This window comes from Psychrobacter sp. NZS113 (genome assembly GCF_015864825.1).
In the GTDB taxonomy this organism is placed as follows: domain Bacteria; phylum Pseudomonadota; class Gammaproteobacteria; order Pseudomonadales; family Moraxellaceae; genus Psychrobacter.
The window spans coordinates 158,730-172,883 of the sequence record NZ_JADYWL010000003.1; the positions used below are offsets into that span (position 1 = coordinate 158,730).

The window sequence follows — 14,154 nt, forward strand, 5'->3', positions numbered from 1 at the left end:
GATACTCTTTATTGTCAACTAAGATTAAAAAAGCACTTAGCATGATTATTTCACTCTAAGTGCTTTTTTATAAACGTTTATTTTGAATATTATAATCAAAGAACGCTAAAATGGGTACAAGGCAGCCGACTGCAGATTGTACAAATAGTATATCTAAGGAGGGTAACGCCATAGCGGTTTAGTAGTTCACCGACTATATGTTAAAAACTTAACCACCCAAGCTCATTTTAGGGCCAAACGGTTCATAGTGAACGCTATCCACACCGTGATCTAATTCCACTAACCCATCAATCATACTTTCCATAAACGGCATTGATCCACATACATAGATATCGGCAGGCTTAGGCAATGTTTCAAGCCATGCAGCATCTAATAACTGCCCAGACTCAAAGTAAAAAATATGCTTTTCTACGTTTTCAGCCTTCGCGAGTAATGCCTCTACCTGAGTAGAAAAAGCATGATGTGTGGCATTTTGGCACGCATAAACCCAGATAATAGGTCGCTTGGGATTGGCCATTACTTGTGCCTCTAACATAGACAGTACAGGTGTAACCCCGACACCGGCACTCATCAATACCAACGCAATCTCATTCTGCTGTACCAAATCTTGATTAAGCGCGAAATCACCAGCTGGTGCTGACAGCAATACCGTGTCACCCACTTCTAATTCGTCATGCATATAGTTAGAGACTAAGCCATGATGCTCATTGCGGTTATCACGTCTAACAGCAAACTGAATGCCTACATCACTACTGGCAGAGTATAAAGAGTAATGACGCAGCGCAATATGATCGCTGTCTGCCGGATCTGTTTTCACCGTAATATATTGACCAGCAGTTAACTTCAATTTACTCAGGTCAATATCTTGATTACTATCTTCATTATCGTTCACTAGCACTACCGTAAAGGCTGCGATATCCTTAGCAGTTGCTACCTTTTCGGTCACTATAAAAGGCGCGAAGCCTTGCCACATCGCTTGCTCATACATGCCATGTTCAATTTGAATAAATATCGAAGCGATCTCATCATAAGCTTCTGTCCAAGCGGTAATGATGTCGTCAGTGGCTGCCTCTCCTAGCACTTCTTTTATCGCACCGATCAAATGCTTACCGACGATAGGATAATGCTCAGGCAATATCTGTAACGCTCTATGTTTATGGCTAATCTGGGTCACCTGAGGCAATAGCGTAGCCAATTTATCCAAATGCTTAGCAGCAGCTAATACTGTTGTAGCCAGAGCGGTCTGCTGACGTCCCAATTTTTGATTAGTCTCATTAAAAATATCTAATAGCTCAGGATGCTCATTAAACATATTTTTATAAAATACGGTGGTAATCGCGACGCCATGCTCTTCAAGTACAGGAACGGTTGCTGTGACGATTTCTAGTGTTTTTGGTGAAGCCATGTTGTTTCTCAGTGTGTGGTCGAATGGATATATTAAAAAACAGGAGATAAGAATCTTTAAGTAAATATCTTAAATAAGAATACTTATAAGATTCATTTTAAATGAATTTTATCATGTTTTACTCAGCATACCAATGCCGAATTGTCATATTGCTTATTTATAAACAAAAAAAAGCAGCCATTATGTTGTCATAACGGCTGCTATCATAAGAATTCAATCAGAACTAATAGATTTTATAAATTAGGGTAGATATCAAAACTATCGTGCTAAGTAACCGGTCATCTCTTCCACACCATGCAAGGTCATGGGATACATCTTGTTATCCACGAGCTTTTTGATTTCAACGATGGTTTGAGTATATTGCCAATACGTCGGATTTTCTGGATTGAGCCAAGCCACTTTATCAAAATGATCCAGTACCCTTTTTAGCCATACGATACCCGCCTCGTTATTCATATACTCAACGCTACCGCCTACCGTCATCAACTCATAGGGTGACATAGACGCATCACCAACGAATATAACTCGATACTCGCGCCCATACTTATTCAGCAGCTCATAGGTTGGCATTGGTGCGCTATGGCGACGGTTATTGTCTTTCCACACATAGTCGTAAAGACAGTTGTGAAAATAAAAAAACTCTAAGGTTTTAAACTCGTTTTTTGCCGCAGAAAATAATTTTTCAAGCGCTTCGACATGGACATCCATGCTACCACCTACATCAAACAACATCAGTACTTTGACACGGTTTCGGCGTTCAGCCTGCAGATGAATATCAAGCACGCCTTTTTTTGCGGTTCGCCTGATGGTCTCTTTGATATCAAGCTCATCAGCACTGCCAGTACGGGCAAACTGGCGCAGATTACGTAGCGCCATCTGGATTTGACGTGTACCAAGCTGACTATCGTCGTCTAGATTGCGATATTTACGCTGCTCCCAGACTTTCGCCGCGCTGCGCTTACGTGACTCGCCACCAACCCGCACGCCTTCTGGATGATCGCCATAGGCACCGAATGGCGATGTGCCACCTGTGCCGACCCATTTACTGCCACCTTGATGACGTTCTTTTTGTTCTTTCAGACGCTCTTCTAAGGCCTTCATCAGCTCCTCTAGCGAGCCATATTTTTTGAGTAGTCGACGTTGCTCTTCCGTTAAGTTTTTGGGGTCTAGTTTTAAATCCAACCACTCCTTAGGAACGTCCGTCAGCTTGGCCAATAGCTCATCCAGATCTAAACTGTCAGCACCTTCGAAATAATCCGCCATTGCCCGATCGAATTTATCAAAGTGGCGCTCGTCTTTGACCATGCAAAGCCGAATCAAGCGATACATGTCTTCGCGACTGGCAAAAGTAGTCAGTGTTGAATCTTCGGGATGCGGCTGCATCATCAGCCCCTGCTCAAGCGCAGCATTGAGGTCTAGCAGCTCACGCGTACTGACTGGCACGCCATAAGTACGTAAGGTGTAAAATAGTTTTATGAACATAGGATACGCATCACTTATTGGCTGATATGGTTATGATTTGGCATTGGCTCTCATGTTTATCGTGACTACTTTTTATCATAGCTACAACGCCCATGCTCATATTTAACGGCGCATCATATTGGCAAAGCGTTGTAATAGACTCACATCGGCCTCGTTTTTAAGCAGTGCACCATATAGTGGCGGAATGGACTTTTCACCACGCAAGTTTTCTTCTAACTCTGCTTGTGCCATATCATCAGCAAGCAATAGCGTTAGCCAATCGACCAATTCAGACGTTGATGGTGGCTTTTTAAGACCCTGAATATTACGCAGCTTATAGAAGATATCGAGCGCATCATTGACCAGTTTTTCTTGAATATCAGGAAAATGCACTTCGATAATTTGGCGCATGGTTTCTTCTTCAGGGAAATCAATATAATGGAAGAAGCAACGACGCAAAAATGCATCTGGCAACTCTTTTTCATTGTTCGATGTAATAATCACTACTGGGCGCTGCGCTGCGGTAATGGTTTCGCCCGTCTCATAAACATAAAATGACATCTTATCCAGCTCATGCAGCAAATCATTTGGGAACTCGATATCGGCTTTGTCAATCTCATCGATCAGCAGCACACTGCGCTCTGTGCTGGTGAATGCATCCCACAGTTTGCCTGGCTTGATATAGTTGGCAATGTCATAGACCTTATCGTCACCCAGTTGTGAGTCTCGCAGGCGCGATACCGCATCATACTCGTACAACCCTTGCTCAGCTTTGGTAGTCGATTTGACATGCCAAGTAATAAGCGGCATACCTAAACTCTCTGCCACCTCTTCGGCCAGTAGCGTCTTACCTGTACCCGGCTCACCTTTGATCAGTAGCGGCTTTTGTAGCGTCATCGCTGCATTTACCGCCAGCTGTAAATCATCAGTAGCAATATAACTACTGGTACCGGTAAAGCTTTTCTTAGTGTTGTCAGTCGTGGTCATAATCGAGTCTCAGTTATTGTTATACATTAAGGCTGTTAGGGGCTATCAAATAAGAGCCATCAAATTATTAAAACTAATCGATGGAAAATAAGCAATCATTTAGATTAGCACAGCCTTGTTCATTGCCAAAATACTCATGCGTTCGCGATTGCTAAACTTCGTAATTATTAAAGTTATTGATCAATAAAATTCTTGATTAACAAACATAGTATAACTTTCTCGTTATAGGTAGAGCATCTCACATAAAAATCTCAAAAAAAAAGACACGCAAGGTGTCTTTTTTATAAAGTCTTATTTTACTACTCCAGCGGTTTGAATTATTTATAAAGCACTTACTATTAACAACCGCTTTATAACTTATCCTATTTATCCGTCTTGGAACTTTTAGTTAAGCTACTGTCTTTCTTTAGGCTGACATCTGTTTCGACCTTAGCGGCTAAAGGCGTTTTACTAGACTGTAGCGTGTCATCATGCTGTTCAGTCAACGTAGTACTTCCTGCCAAATAACTGCCTGTTGTCAGCTGCATCGTCGCTTGCGTATCTTCTGCACTGCTTCTACGTGCTTTGTCTAGACTTGACTCAAAAGCACCACGAATGAGTTGCCAGATAAAACCAACGAACAAGCCTGCCACTAATACCACTAATATCGGTACCATATTAGCTATCGCACCAGCAAAGTCTTTCATCATAAAAGCATAAACCACATTGATGCTGGCTGGTGCCAATACACTAGGATCGTTTAGGGCAGTACCAGGTGCTAATAAAACAGCAAACAGTGCCATCCAACTCATACCGCCCAGCGGTTTCGGTAGCATACGAGCGACCAACAACCATAATACCAATACGATAACGACACCGCCAAGGTAAGCATACATTGGTAAATCGGCAGGCGGCACGTCTTTGACCATCTGCCCCCACCAAATAGCAACCTCACCGAGAATATCACTGATGGCTTCTAACGGTAAGAGATGTACGATATTTTTTAACCAGTCCATACGCGTTTCACTATTTGCGTTTATAAATTGTGCGTCTTTTCGTTTTTGCAGGCAGACAGTAGATACTGCCTTACTATAATCAGTAACAACGAATACATCATCGACATGCACACTTGATAGGTCGCTAGTTTATCACGACTCTCTACCAAAATGCATGTGACCAAATGTTTACTAAACGTTTTATTAATTGCTTTCTAAGGAACTCGTCTCAAGGATTCATCTAAAATTACCTTGCAACCATTTCCTTAAAATAAGGACACTAGTCGTAAATATTATCTTGCGCTTCACGGGCACGTAGCTCAGCTTGGCGGCGCATGACATCTTGCGGCGGCATCTGCACAAAATAGCCTTGTGACTCTAGTTTTGCCAATACTTCTGCTTTATCAACACGGGCTAGCGTTGGCGTAGCTGCCAAATCTAAATGCATAACAAACTTACTACGGCCTAAGCCTGCACGGAAATCTTTGGGCAAGACGCCCAACCAATCCCTAATCTCATCGGTATCATCTGGATAATCAGGGCGAGCAATATAGACGTACATATCGTCATGTTTTGGAAATTTATAAATATCGCAATGCATAAAAACAACCTATCAGAAACTATCGCCATAGGTTAGCATATTTTGGGCGATTATCAGTAGTCGCTTTATGTTTTGGTCTCGGTAATCGCCCCACATTCACTGCAATTTCACAGACGTAAAAACCGTCTATTTATTGATACTTGTACTGATTGCCCTCTCAAAAAGCCATTTTTGCCAAAATTATCCACTTTAATGCGGTTCATGTCTTGTAAAAATAGTATTAACCTTTCATAATAAAAGCGTTTTTCAGGAGAGAGTCTGTAAGCATCCACCTCGTATCAAACCGCATTGGTCATACGATGTATATAATTGCTATACGACCACCGAAGGCGCATCTACCCTGCCAATCGCTCAGGTAAAAGGACTGAAAAACACATGTCATTATTGTTTAGTTAAACGCCATCAAGCGTGTATAACTCAAACATTAGGCATAACAAATCTGGAGAGCGGTAAAGCGGACGACGTTTTACCCACCGAAGGGGAGAAAATACGCTATCATCAATAGCAGGTTTAGATTGAAAACCACATAATGATGATTCGTGTTGAAAATCTCAGGTCACAGGACAGATAGGGCTATTGCTTAAACCGACGTTCAGCGTCTGTTTGGTCTACGGTTTTCTATTTATTTTTTGTGCCACCCTTTGATGTAATACTTGCGCCTTGCAGTGTTGCTTCTCACTACTATGATAATGCGCATCCGTTTCTATACTTTTTGAGTATGACTGATGTACACATAAGGATTTGTTATGACCGATACTCAAGATAACCAAGCTCAAAATCAAGCGCCTCAACGCACTCCTCTATATCAGTCTCACGTCGACAGCGACGGCAAACTGGTGGATTTCTCTGGTTGGGAATTACCGATTCATTATGGCTCACAAATAGAAGAGCATGAAGCCGTTCGTACTGATGCAGGTATGTTTGACGTCTCACATATGGTCGTGGCTGATATCAAAGGCAGCGATGCAAAAGCATGGCTACAGAAACTGCTGGCCAATGATGTTGAGAAGCTAAAAACCGTTGGTAAAGCCCTCTACTCTGGTATGTTAAATGAGCAAGGTGGTGTCATCGATGATTTGATCGTCTACTTGATGAATGAAGAAGCCACTGAATACCGTATCGTCTCTAATGCTGCCACTCGCGATAAAGATATGGCACAGTTCCATAAAGTCGCCGAAAGCTTTGACATTACTATCACTGAGCGCCCTGAGCTTGCGATGATTGCTGTTCAAGGTCCAAACGCAGTAGAAAAACTGGCACAAGCCAAACCTAGCTGGGCAGATACCTTAGCAGGACTCAAGCCTTTCGTTGGTGCAGACTTAACAGATATCGAAGGCACAGATTGGTTCGTCGCGCGTACGGGTTACACAGGTGAAGATGGTGTCGAAGTCATTATGCATGGTGATGATGCACCCGCATTCTTTGAGCAATTAAAAGCCAATGGCATCAGACCTGCAGGCCTCGGTGCGCGTGATACCTTACGCATGGAAGCCGGCATGAACCTATATGGCCATGATATGGACGACTCCATCAGCCCTTATGAATGCAACATGGGCTGGACACTGGCATTAAAAGACGAGCGTGACTTCGTCGGCCGCACTGCCATGGTTAGCAAACGCAAGCAGTCAAAAGGTGACAACACTGCAATGAAGCAAGTGGGTCTACTACTAACGACTCGCGGCGTATTGCGTGAAGGCATGACAGTGACCATCAATCAAGGCACAGACAATGAGCAGACTGGTATCATTACCAGTGGTACATTCTCCCCTAGCCTCAAAAACTCAATCGCGATTGCCCGTATTCCTGCCAGCATATCAGACGATGACAACGTCCAAGTTGATCTGCGCGGCAAAGGTAAATTCGTTGATGTACGCGTTCTTAAACTACCGTTTGTCCGTAATGGCAAGCAGCAGTTTGACTCATAGGCTTTATAAATTCTATTATTAGCCTCTATTAGATTTAGCTTTACTATTCTTGTTAATTAACCTCTATCACGTAGGAGAGAGACCATGAGCAACATCCCAGCAGAACTAAAATACATTGCCAGCCACGAATGGTTACGCTTAGAAGACGACGGCACTATCACTGTTGGTATCACTGACCACGCTCAAGACCTACTGGGTGACGTGGTATTTGTTGAATTACCAGACGTCGGCGACATCATCGCTGTTGATGACGAAATCTCAGTGGTTGAATCAGTAAAAGCTGCTTCTGACGTTTATGCCCCTATCTCAGGTGAAGTTGTGGAAATCAACGAAGCACTAGAAGATGATCCTGAAATCATCAACTCTGACCCATATGGTGAAGGTTGGTTCTTTAGAATGAAGCCTGACAACATCGCTGACTACGAAGCATTACTGACTGCTGATGAGTACGAAAACGAGCTGTAATATCAGCCTGACACTCTAATCTACTAGCAGCGCTAGGGTTAGAGGTCACTATTTATCAAATCTTATTACGTCGAAAACTCGAATGATGGCAGATACTGGCAGCAGCTGGTATCTGTACGCTTTATTCTCAAAACCTGCATACCGTTTATTACTTCCAACCGCTATTTGATTTATTCGTATCAATCACTTGTCAGATGATATTGAAGAAGTGCACTCAATAATGACTCAAGTTGATCACTCAATCCCCAGCATGGATCCTAATATGAGCACCAACACTGACCTTAAAGACAATATGGCAACGCCTACTCATACACCGCAGCTACAGGCGTTTCGCGACGTGGTTGAATCACGCCGTTCTGTTCGTCGTTTTACGGACACGCCCATACCTAATGATGTATTAGCAGACTGTTTGCGTTTGGCCATGTTAGCGCCGAACTCTAGCAATCTACAGCCGTGGGAATTCTATGTCATCGATGATGCTGATAATCGCAAACGTGCGGTAAAGAACTGCATGAATCAAAACGCGGCAAAAACATCAGCACGCCTGATCGCGGTCGTGGCTCGTACTGATATCTGGCAAAGTCATGCTCAGCAAATCCTACGTGAATACCCTGACAAGCCTGTACCAAAAAAGGTCAAAGACTACTATACCAAAGTCGTCGCACTGGACTTTTTACGGGGTCCAGTTAATGTGGTATCAGCGGCTAAATGGGGCGCAACTCAAGTGGTCAGACGCTTAAAAGGTCCGATTAAATCGCCTTACTATACCTTTGAAGACACCAAAAATTGGGCAACCAACAACACCTCGCTCGCTGCTGAGAACCTGATGCTAGCACTCAGAGCACACGGTTTTGACAGCTGTGCGATGGGCGGCTTCGATGAGCCTGCCATGAAGCGACTATTAGGTTTAAACAGCGATCAACATATCATTATGATGATTGGTGCTGGCGAGCGTGCTGATAATGGTGTCTACGACACCCAGTACCGCTTTGATCAAGATCAGTTTGTGCACTACGTCTAATGCACTACGCCGTTATTTTTAGTTAATCTCTTTACTACTTTATTACTCCCTTAATCAAGGACTATCATGACTATCTCTCAAAACCCGACGTTTGATACTTTTCAAGGACTATTCAACGAAGCTGAATTTGTCTACCGTCATTTAGGTTCAAATGACACCAAACAAGCTGACTTGCTGAGTGCTGTTGGTTATCAAGATATGGCAAGCTTTATTAATGACACCGTGCCTGAGCCAGTACGTTTGCACAAAGAGTTAGACTTGCCAGTTGCGATGAGCGAGCATGCAGCATTAGCGAAACTGCGTACGATGGCAGATGACATCACTGTTAAAAAAAGCTATATCGGTCAAGGTTACTCGCCTGTGCGTATGCCTGCTGTCATTCAGCGTAACGTTCTTGAAAATCCAGGTTGGTACACTGCTTACACCCCTTATCAAGCTGAAATTGCTCAAGGTCGTTTAGAAGCCTTGCTTAACTTTCAACAAGTTTGTATCGATCTAACAGGTCTTGAACTTGCTGGTGCCTCATTACTTGACGAAGCAACCGCAGCTGCTGAAGCCATGGCGATGTCAAAACGTGTGAGCAAAAGCAAATCGATGCAGTTTTTTGTTGATGACCGTGTCTATCCACAAACATTAGATGTTATCAACACCCGCGCCAAATACTTTGGTTGGGACGTGGTCGTTGGTGATTTTGAAACGGCTAAATCAGGCGATTATTTCGGTGCGCTATTCCAATACGTTGGTGTTGAAGGTGATGTAAAAGACTTAACAGACGTCATCGCAGCTGTTAAAGAAAATAAAACGTACGTCAGTGTGGTTAGTGACATCATGAGCTTGGTGCTACTAAAATCACCAGCTGATATGGGCGCAGACGTGGCTTTGGGTAGCACACAGCGCTTCGGTATTCCAATGGGCTTCGGTGGTCCACATGCGGCTTACTTCGCTTTCTCTGACAAAGCCAAACGCTCAGCACCTGGCCGTATCATTGGTGTATCAAAAGATTCGCAAGGCAATACTGCGCTACGTATGGCTTTACAGACTCGTGAGCAGCATATCCGCCGCGAAAAAGCCAACTCAAACATCTGTACGTCACAAGTATTACTTGCCAACTTGGCAGGTATGTATGCTGTTTATCACGGTCCAACGGGTGTTAAACGTATTGCCACTCGTATCCATGCATTTGCTACTGCCTTTGCAGATGTAATTAAAGGTGCTAATGACAGCAACTTAAACGTAGTACATGATCAGTTCTTCGATACCGTTGTGGTTGATTGTGGTTCAGAAAGTCTGGCCACTCAGATTTTTGAAAATGCGGACAATGTTGGTTATAACTTATGGCGTCTGGGCGATACCAAACTAGCCGTTTCATTCAGTGAAATCAGTGATCAAACAGACTTTAATGTCTTAACGCAATTGTTTGTTAGTAAAGCACATGACTTACCTGAAGCTGCCAGTGTATCGCTTGATAGTGCACACTTACGTACCGATGATATCTTGACGCATCCAGTATTCAACTCGCATCATACCGAGCATGAAATGCTGCGTTATTTGAAGTCGCTTGAAGACAAAGATTTGGCGATGAACCGTAGCATGATTTCACTTGGTAGCTGTACCATGAAATTGAATGCGACCAGTGAAATGCTACCGATCACTTGGCCTGAATTTGCCAATGTGCATCCTTTTGCACCGCGTGATCAAGTCACTGGCTATATCGCCATGATTGATAGCTTACAAGACCAACTCAAAGCCATTACTGGTTTCGATGATGTGTCTATGCAGCCAAACTCTGGTGCTTCTGGTGAGTATGCGGGTCTGCTTGCAATCCGTCGCTATCACGAATCATTGGGTGAGACTGACCGTGATGTTTGCTTGATTCCAATGTCAGCGCATGGTACCAACCCAGCGACTGCTATGATGATGGGCATGAAAGTGGTCGTGGTCAAAACTGATGACAATGGTAACGTGGATATCGATGATCTAACCGCTAAATGTGAAGAACATAGCGCGCGTCTAGGTGCTTTGATGATCACTTACCCATCAACGCATGGTGTGTTCGAAGAAGGTATTCGTCATATTTGTGATTTGATTCATAAGCATGGTGGTCAGGTCTATATGGATGGTGCCAACATGAATGCTCAGGTAGGCATGATGCAGCCTGCAGATGTCGGCGCAGATGTGCTACACATGAACTTGCATAAAACTTTCTGTATTCCACATGGCGGCGGTGGTCCAGGTATGGGTCCTATCGGTATGAAGGCGCACTTAGCACCATTTATGGCCAACCATACGCTAAGCCCTGTACACAACGCGCAAAAAGACTGCTCAGCAGTATCAGCAGCGCCTTATGGTTCAGCGAGTATCTTACCAATTTCATGGATGTACATCGCCATGATGGGCCGTGATGGTTTGCTAAAAGCGACTGAGATGGCACTATTAAATGCTAACTATGTGGCCGCTGAACTAAAAGACCACTACCCTGTGCTATATACAGGTAAAAACGGCCACGTTGCTCACGAATGTATCATCGATATTCGTCCGTTAAAAGAAGAGACTGGCATCAGTGAAAGCGATATCGCTAAGCGCTTGATGGATTATGGTTTCCACTCACCAACGATGAGCTTCCCAGTTGCTGGCACTTTGATGATTGAGCCGACAGAGTCTGAGTCAAAAGAAGAGCTAGACCGCTTTATCAGCGCGCTCAAGTCTATCAAAGCTGAAGCGTTACAAGCCAAAGCTGGCGAAAATGGTTGGACGCTAGAAGACAACCCATTGGTCAACGCACCGCATACTGCTGCGATGGTGACTAGCGGCGAATGGACGCATCCATACAGCCGTGACACAGCTGCATTCCCGCTTCCTTATATCCGCGCTCATAAGTTCTGGCCGAGCGTAGCACGTGTCGATGACGCTTATGGCGATAAGAACCTCATGTGTTCTTGCCCAAGTATCGAAAACTATTTGTAATCGTAGTCTTTGATCAACCATAAGTAGATTTTTATAAAAAACCTCCAAGTCAGTAGCTGGCTTGGAGGTTTTATTTTGTGTGTACACTATTAAATAACATCAGAGAATGATGATAGTATTTATCGATATAATAAAATAACTTTTATAGTGTTGGAGCAGACATGCAACAGAAAAATCGCGTCATTCTTATTCATGGCCTGCATCAAACGGCATGGATTATGCGACCACTGGCCAAACGCTTACAAACAGCAGGTTTTGAGACTCATCAATACGGCTACCGTAGTATGCGTGATGGAATCAAGACTAACAGTCAACGTTTAAACGCTTGGCTTGAGAGCAATCACAATCCTGCCAAGCCCATCGATCTCATTGGTCACAGCTTAGGCGGGCTAATTATTCGTGATTTTATAGCGCACTACCCTCAGTGGAAAATTGGACGCTGTGTGACTCTAGGCACGCCACATAATGGCAGCATTAGTGGCGATTATATTTGGCGACTCGCTCCTGCGATTGTCGGTAAATCATACGAGCAAGCTTTGGATGGCACGGTTGCCCCTTTGCCAAAAGCTATTGAACTTGGCGTCATAGCTGGCAATAAAGCGCAAGGTTTAGGGCAACCTATCCTAGCCTATCATAATCGAAAATTGCGTAAGACAGATAATGCGCCATCAGCAGAACATCTAATGCATGACGGCACAGTATATATACAAGAAACTAAGATTGAAGCTGCTGCCGATCATATCGTGATGCCTGTCTCACATACGGGTATGCTAGTCGACAAATCCGTTGCGAAACAAGCAATATATTTTTTACAAAATGGACAATTTAAACGCTGATCGTTATGAGATTTTGATAGTTAACAATTAACAATGCTCAAACTCCAACAGACATTCATGCTTATTAAGCATGAACACCCATGCCTTGCTGTAATTCAGTTTTATGCTTCTCGATAACTGGAATCAAGGTATGCACTATCCAATGATTACGCCAACCTTTTAGCCCTTGTGGTAACTCGCTGATGCCTTTGTTGAAAGCCACAACTTCATACAGTTGAGCAAGCCATTTTTTGCGCATCAGCACATTAGCAGGCACACCAATTTTCTGCGCTTCATTATCTATCGCTTGTTGCACCGCCTTTGATAGGACTTTATTTTTTGAACGATAAGGCGGTAATAGACAATCGGGATGCTCAGCAGGTGGCAAACTCTTTGCGTCTTTGATGACCTTCAGCAACTCTTCACCATACAGTCGCAACATACTGCGATGCATCGTTGTTTTATGCGCTAGCTCTCGCATACTATTAGGCTTTTCAGTGATAATTTCACGCACTGCTTGTTTTTTTATCACAAATGTACGGGGTTGATTGGTCGCACGCGCCAGCTCTTCTCGCCACGTAGCAATTCCTTTGAGTATTGCCATCTGCTGCGAGTTATAGCGATAATCTGCCATCGTTAAATACATTGCATCATCTTCAACGTGCTGCGTATTATACAAATCACTGGCATAAAGCTGGCAATCTGCCCATACATAGTCGTACAGACCTTGTTTTTTTAGCTCGTATTCAAGGTTCAAATACAACGCTGGTAAAAACCGCACGTCATCAATCGCATATTGCTCTTGCTCATCCGATAGCGGACGTTGCAGCCAATCAGACTGGCTTTGTTCCTTATCAATATGCATATCTAACTGATCATCAAGCGCTTGCTGATAACCCATCTGCAGCTGACCCGTTAAATAAGACAACGCAATTTGCGTGTCAAATATATTGGTCAATGGCGGACAGCCAGACAGCAGATAAAAAATGCCTAAATCTTCACCGCATGCATGCCAAATCGCTACATCCACTTTACTTAGCGCCTGCCACAGTTCAGCCAGTTGCAACTGCGGCGCATCTAGCAAATAAATATGGTCACCCGTATTCAGCTGAACCAGTGCCAATCTTGGATAGTAGGTATCACGCTTGATAAATTCGGTATCTAATGCAACGCGGCCACAAGTAGCCAATGCATTGATGACTTGAGCCAGACCGCTTTGCTCACGTACCCACGTGACAGCAGCGTCATCAGCGATGTCTAGTAATGCATCGATATCTGGTTGTGGTGGTAATACTGCTGAATCGACATTGGTGTCAAGTGATTGACTGGATATATCATTAGCAACACAAGCGTCTTCTTGAGTGTTTGAATGGGTAGAAGCGTTCGAAACATGGTTAGACACGGGCAGATACCTGCATAAATAAGAGAAAATAAAACGCTAAACCACGTTTTAATAAAATGAAATAATAAAACAATTATAACAGTACCATCAATTATAACAGTACCATAAAATCAAATGAGCAAGACTTGACGGCT

At 43.5% G+C, this 14,154-nt stretch carries 11 protein-coding genes and 2 riboswitches; of the genes, 5 read left to right on the top strand and 6 right to left on the bottom strand.

Annotated features, from left to right (window positions below; genetic code table 11):
- Positions 1-208: 208 nt before the first annotated feature.
- The 5 genes from I6E61_RS05675 to I6E61_RS05695 all read right to left on the bottom strand — a co-directional run bounded on the left by I6E61_RS05675 (position 209) and on the right by I6E61_RS05695 (position 5,428).
- The gene (locus I6E61_RS05675) at positions 209-1,405 is read right to left on the bottom strand and encodes a globin domain-containing protein (protein ID WP_197131243.1); all 1,197 of its coding nucleotides are present in this window, start codon (positions 1,403-1,405) and stop codon (positions 209-211) included.
- 258 nt (positions 1,406-1,663) lie between these two features.
- On the bottom strand, positions 1,664-2,887 hold the full coding sequence (locus tag I6E61_RS05680; RefSeq protein WP_197131246.1) for a VWA domain-containing protein: 1,224 nt from the start codon (positions 2,885-2,887) through the stop codon (positions 1,664-1,666).
- 102 nt (positions 2,888-2,989) lie between these two features.
- Entirely contained in the window at positions 2,990-3,853 is an 864-nt protein-coding gene (locus I6E61_RS05685; protein ID WP_197131249.1) for a MoxR family ATPase, read from the bottom strand.
- Positions 3,854-4,215: 362 nt separating this feature from the next.
- Positions 4,216-4,848 (bottom strand): hypothetical protein, encoded by a 633-nt coding sequence (locus I6E61_RS05690; protein ID WP_197131252.1) that lies wholly within the window; start codon positions 4,846-4,848, stop codon positions 4,216-4,218.
- A 259-nt stretch (positions 4,849-5,107) separates the two neighbouring features.
- Entirely contained in the window at positions 5,108-5,428 is a 321-nt protein-coding gene (locus tag I6E61_RS05695) for a YcgL domain-containing protein (RefSeq protein WP_110922710.1), read from the bottom strand.
- 237 nt (positions 5,429-5,665) lie between these two features.
- Positions 5,666-5,805, top strand: a riboswitch (glycine riboswitch).
- 52 nt (positions 5,806-5,857) lie between these two features.
- A riboswitch (glycine riboswitch) is annotated at positions 5,858-6,005 on the top strand.
- A 169-nt stretch (positions 6,006-6,174) separates the two neighbouring features.
- Between I6E61_RS05695 and gcvT the strand changes: the two genes are divergently transcribed.
- From gcvT to I6E61_RS05720, 5 genes are all read left to right on the top strand, one after another.
- On the top strand, positions 6,175-7,353 hold the full coding sequence (gcvT, locus tag I6E61_RS05700) for a glycine cleavage system aminomethyltransferase GcvT (protein WP_197131254.1): 1,179 nt from the start codon (positions 6,175-6,177) through the stop codon (positions 7,351-7,353).
- Between the two features lie 84 nt (positions 7,354-7,437).
- Positions 7,438-7,818, top strand: coding sequence for a glycine cleavage system protein GcvH (gene gcvH / locus I6E61_RS05705; protein WP_110922708.1), 381 nt, complete (start codon positions 7,438-7,440; stop codon positions 7,816-7,818).
- Between the two features lie 262 nt (positions 7,819-8,080).
- The gene (locus tag I6E61_RS05710; protein WP_197131258.1) at positions 8,081-8,839 is read left to right on the top strand and encodes a nitroreductase family protein; all 759 of its coding nucleotides are present in this window, start codon (positions 8,081-8,083) and stop codon (positions 8,837-8,839) included.
- 66 nt (positions 8,840-8,905) lie between these two features.
- A complete protein-coding gene (gene gcvP, locus I6E61_RS05715; protein ID WP_197131261.1) occupies positions 8,906-11,803 on the top strand; it encodes an aminomethyl-transferring glycine dehydrogenase in 2,898 nt (965 codons plus the stop codon).
- A gap of 161 nt (positions 11,804-11,964) precedes the next feature.
- Complete coding sequence (locus tag I6E61_RS05720) at positions 11,965-12,639, top strand: alpha/beta fold hydrolase (protein ID WP_197131264.1); 675 nt, start codon at positions 11,965-11,967, stop codon at positions 12,637-12,639.
- 64 nt (positions 12,640-12,703) lie between these two features.
- On the opposite strand, the gene I6E61_RS05725 is transcribed toward I6E61_RS05720, so the two are convergent.
- Positions 12,704-14,020, bottom strand: coding sequence for a ribonuclease D (locus I6E61_RS05725; protein ID WP_197131282.1), 1,317 nt, complete (start codon positions 14,018-14,020; stop codon positions 12,704-12,706).
- Positions 14,021-14,154 lie beyond the last annotated feature (134 nt).